We start from the raw sequence: 18,830 nt of genomic DNA on the forward strand, positions 1-18,830 counted from the left end.
CAGTGTCATAACAAACAAACCAATCGCAAAATCAGCTCATTTGTTTTTAGCTTAGAGTAAACACCTAGTAACCAATCAAGGTAATCAGTTACTCACTTCACGAAGTCCTTCCAAGCACCGCTTGGCGGCGCAGTGAAGTGAGTGACTGATTGCCAAGCCCAACTAATAAATAGCTAAGCTAGGCAAAAGCCAACATATCACTCAGAGATATAGTACTGCTCTTTCTTGTGATAGAAAGGGCTCTTGTATACTGAGTAAAGCTTCTTAGGAATGTTCTTCATACGGTTATGAACAACAGCAGGAGAAGCCGTATAACGTAAGATACCGATTGCCCAAAGGTTCTCAGCATGAAGCTCCATCACTTCATTTACTTTCTTAGCAAATACTTCTTTATCTGCTTCGTTAAGTAGCTCTTCGTAGTACTTCGCTAACTCTTTCATTTCATCTGTTAGCTCACGACCGCTAGCACCTTTAGAAAGGTAGTAAGCTGACTGCTTAGGTGCAAAGTTATTTGCAGACATAACAGGGAAGTAGTTGTTAGCACCAAACAAAGGGTTTAAACCTGAAGTATTGTTGTGCAATACCATCTGGTAGTCACCACCACGACGAAGCTGGTTATAGTAACTCTTCTCATCTGAACGCATAACAAAGCGTAAACCTATCTTATCCATATCAGCTTTCAGAAGGATTGCGCCTTCTTCAGAGATCTTACGACCTGCTTGGAAATGTACCAAGAAGCTTAGCTTGCTACCATCTTTACCTAAACGATACTTCTCACCATCACGCTCAGTAAGGCCTAACTCATCTAGCATCTTGTTTGCTTTCACTAAATCAGTCTTAGTGTAAGCAGAAGTAGTTTTGTCACTACCACCTGGTGATGTTGGCAAAAGAACCGATTGAGAAGGTGTTGATAAACCTACACCCAAAATCTCGTTTTGTGTCTGGCGATCCATACCAATAGAAACAGCTTGTCTGAACGACTTTTCACGCATTAGGCGCTGTACTTCTTTCTCTTCACCATCGTAATCTTGGTTAGGAATAAGTACCAACATGTTAGCGTGATCATCCAACTCCATCATGCGAGTCGTGTAGTTACCTTTAGCTTCACCTTTCTTCAACGCTGTGAAATCACTCGTCAGCTTTGAGATACGATCCATATCTACTTCACCGGCTAACGCTTTCAGGATTCTAACCTGTGGTTCAGCCGTTTGTGGCCAGCTCATTCCATCAATGTAAGGTAACTGGTTACCCGCAGTATCAACTTTCCAGTAGTACGGGTTACGTACTGCTTGCTGCTGAAGTGCCTGAGGGTCAGTGTTGTAAACCCATGTGTATAGCACAGGAAGATCAGGGTTAGTGTTTGCACGTGTATTCCAACGGTTATGGAATAGCTGACGCCAATCTGTCATACCTGCATCTTTAACTTTCTTCGCAAGTACTTCTTCAGAAACCATACCTGGAAGGTAGTCTTTCAAGTAATGCTTTGGACTTTGCGGAAGACGGAACTCCATCGTAGAACGCTGGTGCATTTCGATAAGATTAGGGTTCGGCTTCGAGTACGTTAACTCAAACTTCTGCTTATCAATAATCTTAAGTTTAGCGGGCTCGCCATCCGTTAAGAATAGTGACTTAACACTAGGCTCAAGGTCAGAGTTAAGCTCTAGGTTGTTGTACCAAAAGTCTACGTCATCAGTAGTAAAGGGAACACCATCAGACCATTTCATGCCCTTACGTAGAGTAAAAGTATAGGTACGCTTATCTTCAGATAACTCAAAAGATTCTGCTAAGTTAGGTACATATTCTTGCTTATCATCCAGTGCAACAAGCGGTTCATTACTCCACTCATGAAAGTGATAGTTAGGCTCAATACGACGCCATGTTCCACCGTACTTACCTACTTCATTAATAGGGGTAACGACCATTGGCTTTTCAGGAAGACGCTTATCTAGAGCAGGAAGCGTTCCTTTTTCAACCATCGCAGTTAATGACGGCGCTTCTTGATAAGCCCAGGCATTAAATGAGCCCAACAATAGGGCCATTGTAATCAGTTTACGTTTCATATGATTTCCTCATCATTACTTGTTATATATCTCTTCAACAAAGTGACATGCACTCTGCCTCAAGATCGGTTGACCTTCGATAGTGTCAGTAAATTCCCGTAAAGCAGGAACATCCGTTTTACACTTATCTTTGGCGTATTTGCAGCGGTTATGGAATGCGCAGCCAGAGGGAGGATTGGCCGCATCAGGAATCTCTCCTGCCAATATATCGCCGCGAATTTCTCGTTCGTTAATGTCAGGGATTGCATGCATTAATGCTTCGGTGTACGGGTGTAGAGGGTTGCTAAACAAAGATTCTGTCGGTGCAACTTCTACAATCCGTCCAAGGTACATAACACCCACTCTGTCACAGAGATACTTCACGACACTTAAGTCGTGTGAAATGAACAGAAAAGAAAGGTCTAACTTATCTTTAAGTTCAGCCAAAATCTCCAGTATTTGCGCTTGGACAGAAACGTCCAAGGCACTTACCGCTTCATCAGCCACAATAAAGCGTGGTCGGGTTATTAGCGCTCGGGCAATACCGATTCGTTGACGTTGCCCACCAGAAAATGCATGTGGGTAACGCATCAAGTGAGAGCTTCTCAGTCCTACTTGTTGAATCATGTCGACTGCTTGGTCATACAGATATTTTTTGTCTGTGTGGCCTGCAAGTCGTAGTGGTTCTTCCAAAATTTCCTGAACCGTCATTCTTGGAGATAGTGACGAGTAAGGGTCTTGGAATATCATTTGTACTTCTTGTCGGTAAGGGCGTAATTCCTTATTCGACATTGTTACAAAATCAATTTTTTCGCCTTTCTTACTGTGATAAATCACTTTACCCGCAGTCGGTTGAATGGCTTTCAAAATAGCGCGGCCAACGGTTGTTTTACCGCAGCCTGACTCACCCACCAAACCAAATGTTTCATTGGGGTATATCTTAAAGTTCACACCATCAACGGCTTTAATCACGCCTTTACGACGACTAAAAGCACCGCCTTTCATACTGAAGTGCATTTGTAGCGCTTCAACTTCTACTAGTGGCGCAGTGTTAGTACTGTTATCCATCATGACTTATGCCTCGAAACATCTGACTTTGTGTTCATTTTCATGTGTAACAAAAGGAGGGACTTCTTCACGGCATTTAGCCGTTACTTTGTCACATCGCATCCAGAACGGGCATCCAGTAATCTTACTGTAAGGGTCCGGAATACTACCTTTAATGGGCTTCAATGACTCGTTAGTGTGAAGCGTCGGGATCGAAGCAATCAGTGCTTTTGTATAAGGGTGTTTCGGGCTCTTTAGTATCTGATCGGTCGTACCTTGCTCAACAATGTAACCCAGATAAAAGACCGCAATCTCCTCAACCATATTTGCCACAACCGCAAGGTCATGTGTGATCAAAACCAACGCCATGTTTTGCTCACGCTGAATGTCTTTGATCAAACCAAGAATCTGCGCCTGAATCGTTACATCTAGTGCGGTGGTCGGCTCATCAGCAAACAGTAGGCGAGGGCTACAACTCACACCCATCGCAATCATTACACGCTGACGCATTCCACCAGAAAGCTGGAAAGTATAGTCATCATAAACATCACGAGCACGAGGAACACGTGCGCGTTCCAACATGTGAATGGCGTGTTCTTTAGCTTCGGTCTTATCCATATCAGTATGCTGCATGATTAATTCAATCATTTGGCTACCAACAGTATGGATAGGGCTTAAGCTACTCATCGGCTCTTGGAAGATCATGGAAATTTCTTTACCACGAATCTTGTTAATTTCCTTACCGTTTTGCTTCGCTTTAAGCACTTCGAACGGTTCACCGTTGTGATGATAAATAACATCACCATTTGTCACTTTAAACATTGGCTCAGGCAACAGACGAATAGGTAGGCGAGCGGTAACGCTCTTACCACAACCTGACTCTCCAACAATCCCTAAACTCATCCCTTCATAGATGGTTAGATCTATGTCGTTCAATGTGTTTGTTTGTCCCTCAATCGTATTAAATTGAGCGGCAATATTTCTATATTCGAGTAATTTTTTACGCATGATTTAAGCTCTATTCATGTATGGGTCAGCAGCGTCACGTAGACCGTCACCAAGGAAGTTGAAAAACAGTACAGTGGCAATCACGAAAAATGCTGGATAAAGAACCCAAGGGTAATTAGCAATAACGGTGATGCTCTGTGCTTCCTGAAGTAGTACACCCCAGCTCACAACTGGTGGGCGTAGTCCTATGCCTAAAAAGCTTAACGATGTCTCTGCAATAATCATGGCAGGGATACTTAGCGTTGCATGTGCGATAACGAAGCTGGTTGAGCCAGGCAGCAAATGCTTACGGATAATGTAGAAGTTACCAGCGCCTGATAATAGTGCAGCTTCGGTATACTTCTCTTCCTTCAAGCGCATAACGATACCGCGCACCACTCGCGCTATACCTGTCCAACCAATCAGCGATAAGATCAAGGTAATCATGAAGTAAACAATTAATGGAGACCAATGTGGTGGCAATGAAGCGGCCAGTGCCATCCATAACGGAATAGATGGGAATGACATCAGTACTTCAATCAATCGTTGGATTAAAGTATCTGTTCGTCCACCATAGAAGCCTGATATTCCCCCTAAAATTGCACCAAAGACCAGACTCAAAAATACACCAATCAAACCGATTGAAAGTGATATACGAGCACCGTGGACAACTTTACTAAAAATATCTCGGCCAAGTTTATCTGACCCCATCAAGAATAAAGCTGCACCATCGTCAACACCCATAAGGTGAAGGTCAGTTTCTACAAGCCCTAGTAACTTATAAGAGTAGCCGCGGTGTAAAAACTTAATCGGGTACATCTCATCGCCAGCAGTGTATTCATACTCCAGCGTTTCCATGTTTAACTTACGCGTAATATTCTTAATATAAGGACGAGTGAAGCTTCCATCCGGATCTGTCCAGTGAATGTCTGTCGGTGCCACATATTTGTACTTAGCATTAAACGAATTGATATCTTGTACGCTGACAAAGTTAGCGAAAAGCGCAACTAAGTAGAAAAAGATGATCATGATTCCACTAAACAGTGCAACCTTGTGCTGCTTAAATCTAAGCCACATTAAACGTTTCTTAGAGGCGTAGAAAATATCATTTCCTTGATCTTGCGCTTCTAAGCTCTTTTCTAATTCTTCTTCCGAGCTACTTTGCCCAGGGGTATATGTCGTGGTCATAGTAGTTCCTTAAGAAAGACGAATGCGCGGATCAAGCAACGCAAGAATGATGTCTGATAAAAGCGTTCCTATGATGGTCAAAATAGCGAGCATCATTAGGAAAGTACCCGCCAAGTACATGTCTTGGCCTCGTAGTGCTTCTAATAAGTAAGGTCCTGTTGTCGGTAGACTCAAAACAATCGCTACAATCGCACTACCAGAAACTAACTCAGGAAGCTGCCATCCAATCGTTGATGCAAGCGGTGTAATTGCGTGGCGAACAGGGTACTTAAGGATGACTTTGTAAGTCGGTAGACCTTTAGAGCGTGCAGTGTCAACGTATGGCTTGTGTAACTCATCCATCATAGTGGCACGCATAATACGAATCTGACTCGCAGTACCTGCAGTACCAACAACAATCACTGGTATCCAAATATGCTTAAGTGCGTCGTACAGCTTATCCATACTCCATGGCGCATTTATATACTCTGGTGAAAACAAACCGGAGAAGGGCGAGCCGAACCAGTTTAGCGAGAGGTACATTAGGAGTAGCGCTAACAGGAAGTTAGGAATAGCTAAACCAAGAAAGCCTAAAAAACTCACTACATAATCAAATAGTGTGTATGGCTTCATCGCCGAAAGGATACCAGTGAAGAATGCTGTTGTTAGTGTGAAGATCAATGTAACAAATGTGATTAAGAAGGTTAAACCTAACTTACCCCAAATTAAGTCACTAACCGGCTTCTGATGCTGGAATGAATAACCGAAGTCACCACTTGGGAAGCCACTTATCCATTTGAAATAGTTAACGGCCATATTGTCACTGATATCAAGCTCTGCCTGAATACTTGCTCTTAGCGCGTCAACGTCAGTAATTGAACCATCAATGATTAGTCGTTCAGAGATATAGGCATCAACAAAGTCACCAGGCGGAAGCTGGATAAGAATGAATGAGATAATGGATATTATTATGAGCGTCGGTATAGATATCAGACAGCGTCGTAAGATGTAGAGCAGCACAACTTCTCCTTAATGATTAATAAAGAGGTGCATTAGTACTCCCAGCCTTGGGGGGTATTCATATCAGGGTCGATATGTGCTTCCTCTTTCCTCCTTGTAAAAACTACCGTTTTTAACGGCTGAACCATTGGTTATTTTAAACCAGCCAGTTCATATGTTTTTTTTGGGCAATTACTCAAATCAAACAAGTACTATAAAAACCACTAACTTGTAATACAAGATTACTTACTTGATAAGTATATCGGTATATCAATTAACGTAAAAGAAAGCCGATACAAATACAATTGCCCTATAAAGATGTCTTGTTTTAGCAGCTATGTCAACTAAACATTGAGAAAAATCAAATTTAAAATCAACACATAAGTCGCTAATCCGCTAAATAGATTTCTTCGATGTTGTAATACTAATTTCAGTAACTATCCTTCACATAACCTTTTTAAACGTGGAATATGCTAATTAACATTCCACGTTTAAAAGCCTTTATGGGTGAATTTTAAACACCTACTGAGAGTGTAATGCTAACTATTTGTAAGTCAACTTATAATTATGAATACCCAGCGTCATACTTGAGTATTTGATAGGATGTATTATTTATCTGTAGGCTTCTGATGAGAACTTTGATGCAAAATATTATTCAGGCTAATAAAATCAACCTCAGAACTCCTATTCACTAAGACACATATTTATGACCTGCTACTGCCAATCCAATAAGTCTTTTTTTGACTGCTGCGAGCCTTACCTCCGTGGAGAAGCAGCACCGACTGCCGAAGCCCTCATGCGCTCTCGCTACAGTGCTTATGTGCTAGACAAAGGAAATTACCTTTATAAAAGCTGGAGCCAAAGCACCCGTCCCAGTAAAAAGTCACTAAAGCAGGGCGAACCGATGCAGTGGCAATCATTAGAAATAATAAATACTGAAGCAGGTGGAGCCCTAGATACTGAAGGTGTTGTTGAATTTAAAGCGAGTTATTTAGTGGATGAAAAAACTGAAACGCTTCATGAAGTTAGCCGTTTTATTAAAGAAAATAACCGTTGGGTTTATTTAGATGGTAATTATTAAGTTTTGGGGGTTGACCAAAAACATCGCTTTGAATTATTGTAGCCAAACTGAATAATAAATCGCACTGACAACTAATGACTAATCTTCGCCACACAAACCTAGTAACGAACTCAACACTGCTTGTCGCTGTGCTGATCGTCGTGGTGCCTGTCGTCGTAGATTACGAGAAAATGTCGTAGCGGTTTATTAGAGAAACAAATTCTAAAAACCCTTCGGCGAAAGCTAAAGGGTTTTTTTTTGCCTATTTAAAAGACTAGAGAGTAAACAATGTCCGATACAGCGAATAGCCCCCAACCTGAGGCACCACAAACGTTTTCTGGTGCTCAAATCATCATCAAGTTACTTGAACGCCAAGGAATCACTCAGATCGCGGGTGTCCCAGGTGGCGCAAGTCTTCCGATGTATGATGCCATAGCAGGTAGTTCAATCAAGCATATCCTAGCCCGTCACGAGCAAGGTGCAGGCTTTATGATGCAGGGGATGGCGCGTGTCACAGGTGATGCTCAGGTATGTTTCGCTAGCTCAGGGCCGGGTGCAACTAACTTGATCACAGCGGTTGCTGATGCTCAGTTAGACTCTATTCCGCTAATCGCGATCACGGGTCAAGTACCGCAACACCTTATTGGCACTGACGCATTCCAAGAGATTGATACTTTTGGTCTTATGCTTCCGATTACAAAACACAACTGGTTAGTTAAGTCAGCAGAAGAGTTGCTAACAGTGATTCCAGAAGCGTTCCGCATTGCGCTTTCTGGTCGCCCAGGTCCAGTATCGATTGATGTACCTAAAGATGTTCAGAACGAGATCATCGAAATCAAAGAATGGCCAGCCATTGGTGTACCGAGTGCAGCACCTAAGTTTGACGAAAAAGAAGTTGAAGCAATGCTGACTCAAATTCGTGCGGCGAAGAAGCCAGTACTCATGATTGGTGGTGGTATTGTTTACTCTGGCGCATCTGAAAAACTGCGTGAGTTTGCAGAAAAAATGGATATTCCAGCGGTTCAAACGTTTATGGGCTTGGGTGTGTTGCCCGACGACCATTACTTGTCACTTGGCATGTTAGGAATGCACGGCGCACGTTGTACTAACTACATGTTAGAAGAGTGCGACATGCTGATTGGTTTGGGTGTACGTTTTGATGACCGTGCTACGGGTAAAATCTCAGCTTTCTGCCCGAACGCTGAAATCATCCATGTTGATATCGACAAGAGTGAAATTGGTAAGCTAAAGAACCCAACACTGTCTATTCTTGCTGATGTAAACGAAGTGCTTGAAATAGCTAACCGCAACCTTGAAACAATGGAACGTCCTGCTTGGCGTCAACGTGTTGATGAATTAAAAGCAGCACACCCATTAGTATTAGATGGTCAGGATGATCTATTCCGTCCGTACGGTGCTATCAAAGCCGTTGCAGATATTCTGGATGATACAGCGAACATCACGACTGACGTTGGTCAGCACCAAATGTGGGTTGCACAGGCTTATCCATTCAACCGTCCTCGCCAGTGGGTGAGTTCAGGTGGTTTAGGAACAATGGGCTTTGGTCTACCCGCAGCGATTGGTATGGCGTTGGCGCAACCAGAGCGCAAAAGTATTTGTTTCTCAGGCGATGGTAGCTTGATGATGAATATTCAAGAATTTGCGACAGCAGCAGAAGAGGGCTTGGACGTTAAAGTTATCTTACTTAACAACGGACACCTAGGCTTGGTTCGCCAGCAGCAGACGTTGTTTTACGATGATAACTTGAGTGCCGTTAAGTACCAACAACGCACAAACTTCACCATGGCAGCTGAGTCAATGGGTGTTAAAGGGGTTGATTTAGCAACGTCAGAGAACCCACTTGAAGACTTAAGAGCAGCGCTACTAGAAACAGGCCCGTGCTTGATCAACATCCCGATTGCAGCAAGTGAAATGGTATACCCGATGGTTGCTCCAGGTGGCGCAAATGCAGATATGATTGGAGGAGAAGCATAATGGCTATTCAAAATATTCGTGAGTGTTCGGTACTACGACTGACTGTCAACAACCATCCAGGTGTGATGTCTCAAGTGTGTGGTTTGTTTTCTCGTCGCTCTTATAACCTTGAGGGTGTGATGGTTCGCCCGATTGTAGACACTGACGGTAAGTTAAGCCGCATGTGGTTACTTCTGGATGAGCCAGACAAAGTTGCACAGATCATGCTGCAAACTGAAAAGCTAGAAGACGTGCTAGATATTGAACGTCACACGTTTAACGACAGTGTCTTTGATAAGGCGAGTAGCTTCTTTAGAGAAGAGTCGGACAACTAAGCACTATGCAGCAAAGCCCAAATAAGTTTCTATTAATAGCGATGATCATGCTCGCTATGATTTGTATCCCTTTGGGCGATACCGCTGGAAAACTAATGATGCAAGCTGGCGCTGAACCACACTTTGTGGTTTGGAGCCGCTTGCTGATTGGTGCTTTGCTTTTACTCCCCATCAGTCGCATAAACACTAGAGAGTTACCGCAAATACTTCACTGGCGTTTGTTATTACGCGCAGGGATATTTTTGCTGCCGCTATCGTGTATTTTAATTGCTTTAAAGACTGAAGATATTGCTAACGTCTTTGGCGCTTTTTTCCTTGGCCCTATCGTGGCTTACTTTGTAGCAGCAGTAGTACTTAAAGAAAAAATAACGTTACTTAGGTCAGCACTATTACTGATCGGTTTTGGTGGCGTATTACTGGTCGTAAAACCAGGCTTTGGAATGACGACAGGCCTTATGTTTGCTGTTGCGGCAGGAATATTTTACGGACTGTACATGGTCGCAAACCGCTGGGTTGCCAGTTACTACCGACCTAGACTTATTCTGATTTCAACATTACTTATTGGTAGCGTGGTGATGGCACCGTTTGGCATAACTAGCATTCCTGAGTTAACGCCTTCGATGCTTGGCCTTATTGTACTTAGCGCCGCTGCGTCAGCCTCTGGTAATCTAATGATCATTGAAGCTAGTAGAAGATTACCTGCGAGCATCGTCGCTCCGTTTATTTACACCCAGCTATTAGCCGCAACCGCCTTTGGTTATTTTGTGTTTGGCACCTTGCCAGACATGATCAGTTTAATCGGTTTATTAGTGATCATCGCGTCAGGTTACTTAGCCTTTTTCGTTGCCAGTAAAGAGCGTAAGTAACCAGCACAAATAACAGTCGTCAGCAAAAACGCTAGCTAGCCATCGTTGCTGTCGCCAACTTCACCGCAAAACCCATAAATGCCGCACCCGTCGCAGCTGATGTCGCTGCACTCAAACGACGACGTTTTCTAAACGACGCGGCAAGGTAGTTTCCACTATAGATAACGGTCGCCAAATAAATCGCACTAAAGAACTGCAACGTCACAGCTAACACCAAAAAAGGCACTGTAGGCTGCGCATAACTTGGATCTACAAACTGCACAAAGAACGAAATGAAAAACAGGATCGCCTTAGGGTTTAGCAAACTCACAATCAGCGCCTTGCTAAAAGGAGCCCGCTTAGAAATCTCTTTCTGCACTTCATTTTCAAGAGTTTCTGGAAGCGCATGGCGTAGCTTCCATGACTTGATCGCTGATGAAAACAAACGATAACCAATATAACTAAGGTAAGCCGCCCCCGCATATTGAACGACTTGGAAAAGCAATGGATAGGTATTAAGCAAGGTCACCGCACCCGCTGCCGTTGCCAACATTAGGATCGAATCCCCAACAAACACCCCACAAGCCGCATACCAACCCAACCTCACCCCTTTCTGTGCCGAAATAGCCAATACGTACAACGAATTAGGGCCGGGCAGTAACACGATCAAAATCGTGCCTATGACATAAGTCATGTAATTTATAACGCCATAGTCTTCCATTCTGATATCACTCTTAATCTATATAGGCTGACTATCTGACTTTTTAGTGCTTAAATCAATAAAATTGCTTAGTGGAACCGTATTTAAGTACATTAATTTCTCTTAATTAATCCGCTATTTTCTCTTACAAAAACACACAAATACGGCTCACTAAATAGTTGACTCTACCTACCAACAAGCCTAAGTTAATTGATAATATCAACTAACTACATTTAAAGTTTTTTATAGTAAAAACCTACACTAAATATGCCCGATTGGAGCAACAATCTTGAAAAAAGTACAACACGTGCTCGGGAAGACTGGAACACTAATTTTCTTAGTCGTCATCAGCGCGTTCCCACCACTGACAACCGACCTATACCTTCCTGCACTACCAAAGATGGTAGTAATATTTAATACCAACCAAACAATGGTCAACTTGACGCTCATTGTTTACTTCGTCATTTACGCCTTTGGTTTATTATTTTGGGGACCGTTGAGCGACAAATTTGGACGTAAGCCAATCTTGCTGACAGGCACAGTCATCTACACCGCAGCCAGCCTGTTATGTGCCATGGTAAGTAGCGTCGAGTTTTTGATCGGTGCACGAATCATTCAAGCACTTGGTGGGAGTGCTGTTACCGTCGTCGCCACAGCAATCGTCAAAGACCTTTATAATGGCCGTGAACGCGAGAAAGTCATGGCAACCATCATGTCACTTGTGATTATCGCGCCTATGGTCGCTCCCATACTGGGTGCTTTTTTACTTAAAATTGCTACTTGGCCCATGATATTTGTGGCACTTGCGGTGTTTGGAACGATCTCGATTATATTAGCGCTATGCTACGAAGAGACCTTAGAAACTCGTTATACCGGCTCAGTAATACGTGCTTGGGGACGCTTAGGCACTGTCGCTAAGAACCCGCACTTCCTCTCTTTATTGATTATCTTCTCCATTACACCCATGGCGTTGATGGCATTCCTAGCGTCAGGCTCATACATCTATGTTAATGGCTTTGGTTTTACCGAGCAGCAGTTTAGTTACGCCTTTTCATTCAATGCCTTATTTGCTTTCTTTGGGCCTACTATCTATATGCAAGTCTCTAAGCGTATACACGTGCAAAGTATTATCACCTTCTTCTATGCCGTATTAATCGTGTGCGGCGTGCTGACTTACACGATTGGTCACTTATCACCATGGATATTTGCGCTAGTCGTAGGGCCAGCAACATTAGCGGTAATAGCCACTCGTGTGCCTGGCACTAACTTGATGCTAGATCAGCAGAAAGAGGATACCGGCTCAGCCGTTGCAATCATCCAATTTTCAGGAATGATGTGTGGGGCAATCGGTATGTTCCTGGTGTCACTAAGGCCTGAAGAGCTGATCAAAGACTTAGCCATTATCCAGTTCGTGGTGGGTGTGATAGCTTCAGTGTTGTGGTTTTACGCTAAGAAGCGTCACTACGTCATCGATAACCTAATCAAGCACGCCAAATAGAATAGGGCTGAAGTGCACCATTAGTCGCTAGCACGGTAGGCTTTTGGTGCTTAACCTTGAAAAACACCTTTACTGACAAGATGTTAAGAGAACTAGCACAATACTTGTGCGTAATTGGATAGTTCCATGCCTGATGTTTCGTTTTTACTATTAGCTGCCATTATTATCGCGGCAATTGCAGCCTTCGCGATACCTGCCTATAAGCTCCGCAAAGTAGTCGAAGAGCCATTCCCAGCAGAGTGGAGAGTCATTCTTAAACGTAACTTTCCGGTGTATCGCTTATTGCCCACTGACTTACAGCTACAGCTTAAAAAGCTCATCAAGCAGTTTATCTACGAGAAGAGCTTTACCGGTTGTGCGGGACAAGAGATCACTGACGAAGTTAAAGTGACTATTGCGGCTTCTGCCTGCATCTTACTGCTAAACCGTCATAGCGATACCTATGCAGGTCTTAACTATATTTTTGTCTACCCGACCGCTTTTGTTGCTAAACGGGAAATCGTAAACTCAGCAGGTTTAGTGATTGAAAAGCCAAAAGGGTTACTCGGCGAGTCATGGAGTAACGGCAAGGTCATCCTATCTTGGGAAGACGTAGTGCGTGGTAATCGTAACTTTACCGATGGTTCAAATGTTGCCATCCATGAGTTTGCCCACCAGTTAGACCATGAGTCAGGTGCCACTAATGGCGCGCCATTTATAGGTGATAGCAAACGCTCTGAAAACTGGGCGGCTGTCTTTAGTAATGAATTTCGTAAGCTTCAACAAGCCGCACAGCGTCGCGATGAAACCGTGATTAATTACTATGGTGCGACTGAGCCAGCAGAGTTCTTTGCGGTAGTGACGGAAACGTTTTTTGAAAAACCCCGTGAAATGAGGGCAAATCATCCCGCCTTATTTGAACAGCTTAAAAGTTACTACCAAGTAGACCCAAGCGACTGGATCGCTTAAATATGCGCTAAACAAAGGATGAGTCATAGACTTTAGTCTTAATCGCATTAAACAACTTGACGATCAAATACTTTATTATCTAATATGGAGATATCTATATCAGTAAATGAAATATTCGTTAAGGAAGAAGCAAAATGACACGTCAAACAGTACTAAAACCAGAAGTGTTTGAGTTCTTAGAACCATCATCATGCACTTTTTCTTACATCGTCAAAGATCCAACCTCTAACAAGTGCGCAGTTGTTGATTCTGTTTTGGACTTTGACTATCCGTCAGGCACGGTTTCTTACCAAAGCGCCAATAAAATAATCGCCGCGATTCGTGAAAAAGAACTCGATGTCGTTTGGTTGCTTGAGACTCATGTCCATGCTGATCACTTGTCAGCAGCACCGTACATACAAGATGCTGTGGGTGGAAAGATTGCCATCAGCAAGCACATAACAACAGTACAAGAAGTGTTCGGTAAGTTGTTTAACGAAGGAACAGAGTTCCAACGTACAGGCGAGCAATTCGACAAACTGTTAGACGACGACGAAACTTACACTGTAGGCGCATTACAAGGTCAAGCCCTTTACACACCGGGCCATACGCCTGCTTGTGTTGCACATGTCATTGGCGATGCAGCCTTTGTTGGCGACACAATGTTTATGCCAGACATCGGTACTGCACGTACTGACTTCCCAGGCGGTGACGCACGCACACTTTACCACTCGATTCAGCGCGTACTGAGCTTGCCTGAAGACACACGTCTTTTCCTATGTCACGACTACCCACCAGAAGGGCGTGGATTCACTTTTGAGTCATCGGTTCATGACCAGAAGATGTCTAACATTCACGTGAAAGATGGCATCTCTGAAGATGACTTTGTTGTGATGCGTGAAGCACGTGATAAAGAATCTGGTATGCCCCGCTTAATCTTTCCCTCATTGCAGGTTAATATGCGCGCAGGTCACTTTCCTGAACCTGCTACCGAAGATGCTGTTTACTTAAAAGTACCGGTGTCAGGTTTGAAAAAATAAATAGCACAACCATCCACGGGACGATTATATGAATATGAAAGTAGAAAACGATCAGTTAAGCATTTCAGGTCAAATCAATGTAGACGCATTGGCAGGCCTAAAAGAACAGGGTGTAGAAGTCCTTATCTGTAATCGTCCCGATGGTGAAGAAGCCGATCAGCCTAGTTTTGAAGAGATCAAAGCCGCTGCTGCTGAGATAGGTATTGAAGCACACCACATTCCTTATGCACCGGGTGCATTTACAGATGCTGATCGTAAGAATTTTGCGGCTGTATTGGACGGTGGAAAGAGAACACATGCTTATTGTCGTACGGGTGGCCGTGTGGGTGGAATCGTTAAAGCTATTGAAGATGCAAAGTCTGCGACAGACACTAAAAGTGACAGTGGTTCAGAGTCTTATGATGTGGTCATCATTGGTGCTGGTTCAGCGGGTATTTCAACCGCAGCAAGTCTACACAAACGTAATGCATCCGCTAGCATTGCGCTAATCGACCCTTCAGAAGATCACTACTACCAGCCAGGTTGGACAATGGTCGGTGGCGGTGTATTTGGCGCTGAAACAACTCACAAGAAAATGCAGGATGTGATTCCAAGTTTTACTAAGTGGATCAAAGATTCTGTCGCTTTATTTAACCCTGCTGAAAACACAGTGACACTAACCAGTGGCAAAGTAGTTAGCTATAAGCACCTAGTGGTTGCACCGGGTCTAAAACTAAACTGGGCAGGTATTGAAGGTCTTGAAGAGACACTGGGTAAGAACGGCGTCACATCAAACTACCAGTTTGGTTTAGCGTCTTACACTTGGAAATTAGTCCAAGAACTTAAAGGTGGTAAGGCGTTATTTACACAACCACCTATGCCAATCAAATGCGCAGGTGCACCGCAGAAAGCACTATACCTTTCTGCATCAGAATGGTTTAGCTCTGGGCGCCTAAAAGATATTGATATTAGCTTCTACAATGCCGGTGGTGTTTTATTCGGTGTGGCTGACTATGTTCCAGCACTGATGGAATACATGGATAAGTACAAAGTTGATCTTCAGTTTAACAACACACTGTTCAAAATTGACGGTGAGTCAAAGACAGCTTGGTTTAAAACGAAGAACGACGCTGGCGAAGAGACAATTGTTGAGAGCAAGTTCGACATGATTCACGTTTGCCCACCACAGTGTGCGCCAGACTTTATCAGCAGTAGTGAGTTAGCAGACGCAGCAGGTTGGTTAGACGTTGACCCTGCATCGCTACAGCATAAGAAATTCCCAAATGTTTGGGGCGCGGGTGACGTAATGAATACGACTAACGCTAAGACGATGGCTGCAGCACGTAAACAAGCACCTGTTGTTGCTCAAAACATTACTGAAGCGATGGCTGGAAAAAGCGGCACTGCTGCTTATGACGGTTATGGCTCATGCCCACTAACGGTTGAAAAAGGTAAGGTTGTCCTTGCTGAATTTACTTACGGTGGAAAGGTTAATCCTACATTCCCTGACTGGGTTAATGATGGCACTAAGCCAACAAAACTCGCATGGACCTTGAAAGCAAACGTATTGCCGACCATTTATTGGAACGCAATGTTGAAAGGCCACGAATGGTTCGCCGGCCCTAAATAACTAAGAAAATTCGCGTATGGAAAAACTAAGTCGATTTGTCCCATTGCTGGGGCAAATCAGCACCTATGATCGTGCCAAATTTAGCAGCGACCTCATTGCAGCAACTGTTGTAACGATCATGCTGATACCGCAGTCACTGGCTTACGCTATGTTAGCCGGTCTCCCTGCAGAATTAGGTCTATACGCGAGTATATTTCCGCTGTTGGCTTACGCTTTGTTTGGCTCATGCAAAACATTAGCCGTAGGCCCAGTGGCGATTGCCTCATTAATGACGGCTTCAGCCTTAGGAAAAGTCACCGCGCTCGGCATCATCGGTTATGTAGAAGGTGCAATGCTGTTGGCGCTACTGTCAGGTATCTTCCTGCTACTGCTGGGTGTCTTTAGGCTTGGTTTTATCTCCAACTTTTTATCGCACCCTGTCGTTGTTGGCTTCATCACGGCTTCAGGCTTAGTGATAGCTCTGAGTCAGTTTAAACACATCTTAGGTATCAAAGCAGAAGGTCATAACTTTGTTGAAATTGTTTACTCAACGATAAGTAACCTCACACAATTTAATACATACACTCTCATTATCGGTGTTTGCTCAGTCCTATTTTTGTTTTGGGCTAGGCAAGGCTCCGCTAAGTTACTAGAACGATTTGGAATAAGTAAAAGCTTAGCATTTTCACTCTCCAAAGCTGCACCCGTTGTCGGTGTAGCAGTCACGACGTTAGTCGTTTCACAGTTCGGTTTAGACAAACAAGGCGTCGCTATTGTAGGAACAATCCCTACCGGCATGCCGTCACTCGTCCTACCTAGTTTCTCGTGGGCAGCAGTGGAAGCACTATTTGTACCGGCCGTTCTGATTTCGATCATTGGGTATGTTGAGTCAGTCTCTGTTGGCAGAACACTATCTGCCAAGAAACGTGAGCGCATAGACGGCAACCAAGAGCTTATCGCCTTAGGTGCTGCAAACATCGCATCCGGTATGTCAGGTGCATTCCCAGTGACAGGAGGTTTTGCTCGCTCAGTGGTTAACTATGATGCGGGTGCAGAAACGCAGTTTGCGGCTATCTTTACTGCCGTTGGTATTTCATTAGCAGCGTTGTTCTTAACACCACTATTGCACTACCTACCCATCGCAATGCTAGCCGCGACCATTATTGTTGCCGTGTTGTCATTGGTTGATTTCTCAATCTTTAAGCGAGCTTGGGACTTTTCAAAGAGTGACTTTGCAGCGGTCTCAATTACGGTATTTTTGACCTTATTAATGGGTGTAGAGATTGGTGTTGCCAGCGGTATTATTGCTTCAATACTGTTATTGCTTCATCACACGTCTAAGCCGCACATTGCAGAAGTAGGACTACTACCTAACTCTGAGCATTTTAGAAATATTTTGCATTTTGATGTGGAGTGTCACCCTTCAGTACTGTCTTTACGGGTCGACGAAAGCCTATTGTTTTCAAACGTGAGTTATTTGGAAGAATACATTTCAGACTTAATCACCAAACGTCCAGATGCTAAAGCAGTCATTTTAGACTGTGCCGCGATCAACACAATCGATTTAAGCGCGGTAGAAATGCTGGAAGCACTGAATCATCGACTATCCCACCAGAACATAGCCTTACACCTGTCGGAAGTCAAAGTACCTGTACAGCGCCTTTTAAAGCGCTCAGGTTTGTTAGAAGAACTGACTGGCGAGATGCATTTAAGCCAGTACGACGCGTATCAATCTTTGGTAAAACATTATGAGTAACTTTTTCTACCCAATTTTAGGTGGGGTGCTGATCGGCTTGTCCGCAACACTACTACTGCTTTTGCTAGGCCGCATTGCGGGTATTAGCGGCATTGTCTGGGCAGCCATTACTGAAACAGGACAACGCACATGGCGTCTGATCTTTTTAGGCGGCGTAATCTTTGGTGGTTCACTGTTTCACTGGGTATCGGGCGTGCCTATTCCAGAAGGTAACGACAACTGGCTGCTAGCGATTATCGCTGGCCTGATTGTTGGTGTCGGTGTGAAGCTAGGAAGTGGTTGCACGAGTGGTCATGGTGTCTGTGGAATAGGGCGTTTATCAATGCGCTCACTCACGGCAACAATCACCTTTATGGTAGCGGGAATCGTGACGGTTGCTGTTGTTAATACGGTTACGGGTTAAGGAGTGTTTATGTTTAATATTAGTGCATTAATTTGCGGTTTACTCTTTGGTCTTGGACTTGCGGCATCTGGCATGACCAACCCTGAGAAAGTCATTGGCTTCCTTGACCTATTTGGTAACTGGGACCCTGATTTGTTGTTTGTGATGGGTAGTGCGGTACTTACAACGGTTATCTCGTTTCGCTTTGTATTGAAAAAAGACAAGCCATTTTTCGCGCCAATCTTCTCGCTTCCAACAGCAGCAGGTTTGGATAAGCGCCTTCTTACGGGTGCTAGCTTATTTGGTATCGGTTGGGGCTTATATGGCTACTGTCCTGGGCCAGCAGTTGCGGCACTAGGTTACTTGAAACCAACGGCATTTTTATTCGTAGCAGCGATGCTATTAGGCATGTTATTTGTCGAGAGAAAGCTGAAGTAATACGTTATGACTATTGTTTGCGATAAACACATCTTAACTATTAAGGTT

17 protein-coding genes are annotated in these 18,830 nt (G+C 43.8%); 11 read left to right on the forward strand and 6 right to left on the reverse strand.

All coding sequences use genetic code 11. The annotated features are described in order from the left end of the window. Positions 1–197: 197 nt before the first annotated feature. Genes DKT75_RS19075 through DKT75_RS19095 form a run of 5 tightly spaced genes read right to left on the reverse strand, consistent with a single transcriptional unit; the run spans position 198 to position 6,260 of the window. The gene (locus tag DKT75_RS19075) at positions 198–2,060 is read right to left on the reverse strand and encodes an ABC transporter substrate-binding protein (protein ID WP_109825802.1); all 1,863 of its coding nucleotides are present in this window, start codon (positions 2,058–2,060) and stop codon (positions 198–200) included. Positions 2,061–2,075: 15 nt separating this feature from the next. After that, on the reverse strand, positions 2,076–3,110 hold the full coding sequence (locus DKT75_RS19080) for an ABC transporter ATP-binding protein (protein ID WP_245923265.1): 1,035 nt from the start codon (positions 3,108–3,110) through the stop codon (positions 2,076–2,078). Between the two features lie 3 nt (positions 3,111–3,113). Beyond that, positions 3,114–4,094 (reverse strand): ABC transporter ATP-binding protein, encoded by a 981-nt coding sequence (locus tag DKT75_RS19085; protein ID WP_109825804.1) that lies wholly within the window; start codon positions 4,092–4,094, stop codon positions 3,114–3,116. A gap of 3 nt (positions 4,095–4,097) precedes the next feature. Then, on the reverse strand, positions 4,098–5,261 hold the full coding sequence (locus DKT75_RS19090) for an ABC transporter permease (protein WP_109825806.1): 1,164 nt from the start codon (positions 5,259–5,261) through the stop codon (positions 4,098–4,100). Between the two features lie 9 nt (positions 5,262–5,270). Next, the gene (locus tag DKT75_RS19095; protein ID WP_109825808.1) at positions 5,271–6,260 is read right to left on the reverse strand and encodes an ABC transporter permease; all 990 of its coding nucleotides are present in this window, start codon (positions 6,258–6,260) and stop codon (positions 5,271–5,273) included. A gap of 685 nt (positions 6,261–6,945) precedes the next feature. Here DKT75_RS19095 and DKT75_RS19100 point away from each other — a divergent pair. From DKT75_RS19100 to DKT75_RS19115, 4 genes are all read left to right on the forward strand, one after another. Next, the gene (locus DKT75_RS19100) at positions 6,946–7,320 is read left to right on the forward strand and encodes a YchJ family protein (protein ID WP_109825810.1); all 375 of its coding nucleotides are present in this window, start codon (positions 6,946–6,948) and stop codon (positions 7,318–7,320) included. Between the two features lie 267 nt (positions 7,321–7,587). Beyond that, positions 7,588–9,294, forward strand: a complete 1,707-nt coding sequence (gene ilvB, locus DKT75_RS19105; protein WP_109825812.1) for an acetolactate synthase large subunit — start codon at positions 7,588–7,590, stop codon at positions 9,292–9,294. Then, positions 9,294–9,608: an ACT domain-containing protein gene (locus tag DKT75_RS19110; protein ID WP_109825814.1), complete on the forward strand. Its 315-nt coding sequence runs from the start codon at positions 9,294–9,296 to the stop codon at positions 9,606–9,608. The genes ilvB and DKT75_RS19110 overlap by 1 nt, the downstream gene beginning before the upstream one ends. Positions 9,609–9,613: 5 nt before the next feature. Then, complete coding sequence (locus DKT75_RS19115) at positions 9,614–10,474, forward strand: DMT family transporter (protein ID WP_109825816.1); 861 nt, start codon at positions 9,614–9,616, stop codon at positions 10,472–10,474. A gap of 31 nt (positions 10,475–10,505) precedes the next feature. On the opposite strand, the gene leuE is transcribed toward DKT75_RS19115, so the two are convergent. Next, positions 10,506–11,174, reverse strand: coding sequence for a leucine efflux protein LeuE (gene leuE, locus DKT75_RS19120; RefSeq protein WP_109825818.1), 669 nt, complete (start codon positions 11,172–11,174; stop codon positions 10,506–10,508). A 268-nt stretch (positions 11,175–11,442) separates the two neighbouring features. Between leuE and DKT75_RS19125 the strand changes: the two genes are divergently transcribed. The 7 genes from DKT75_RS19125 to DKT75_RS19155 all read left to right on the forward strand — a co-directional run bounded on the left by DKT75_RS19125 (position 11,443) and on the right by DKT75_RS19155 (position 18,782). Further along, entirely contained in the window at positions 11,443–12,651 is a 1,209-nt protein-coding gene (locus tag DKT75_RS19125; protein ID WP_109825820.1) for a multidrug effflux MFS transporter, read from the forward strand. 126 nt (positions 12,652–12,777) lie between these two features. Continuing rightward, positions 12,778–13,599 (forward strand): M90 family metallopeptidase, encoded by an 822-nt coding sequence (locus DKT75_RS19130; RefSeq protein WP_109825822.1) that lies wholly within the window; start codon positions 12,778–12,780, stop codon positions 13,597–13,599. Between the two features lie 134 nt (positions 13,600–13,733). Further along, positions 13,734–14,618: an MBL fold metallo-hydrolase gene (locus DKT75_RS19135; protein WP_109825824.1), complete on the forward strand. Its 885-nt coding sequence runs from the start codon at positions 13,734–13,736 to the stop codon at positions 14,616–14,618. Between the two features lie 28 nt (positions 14,619–14,646). Next, positions 14,647–16,227 (forward strand): bifunctional protein tyrosine phosphatase family protein/NAD(P)/FAD-dependent oxidoreductase, encoded by a 1,581-nt coding sequence (locus tag DKT75_RS19140; protein ID WP_109825826.1) that lies wholly within the window; start codon positions 14,647–14,649, stop codon positions 16,225–16,227. Positions 16,228–16,243: 16 nt separating this feature from the next. Beyond that, positions 16,244–17,962 (forward strand): SulP family inorganic anion transporter, encoded by a 1,719-nt coding sequence (locus DKT75_RS19145; protein WP_109825828.1) that lies wholly within the window; start codon positions 16,244–16,246, stop codon positions 17,960–17,962. Then, complete coding sequence (locus tag DKT75_RS19150; RefSeq protein ID WP_109825830.1) at positions 17,955–18,365, forward strand: YeeE/YedE family protein; 411 nt, start codon at positions 17,955–17,957, stop codon at positions 18,363–18,365. The genes DKT75_RS19145 and DKT75_RS19150 overlap by 8 nt, the downstream gene beginning before the upstream one ends. A gap of 9 nt (positions 18,366–18,374) precedes the next feature. Beyond that, a complete protein-coding gene (locus DKT75_RS19155) occupies positions 18,375–18,782 on the forward strand; it encodes a DUF6691 family protein (protein ID WP_109825832.1) in 408 nt (135 codons plus the stop codon). Positions 18,783–18,830 lie beyond the last annotated feature (48 nt).

Source organism: Leucothrix arctica (assembly GCF_003172895.1).
Lineage (GTDB): Bacteria > Pseudomonadota > Gammaproteobacteria > Thiotrichales > Thiotrichaceae > Leucothrix > Leucothrix arctica.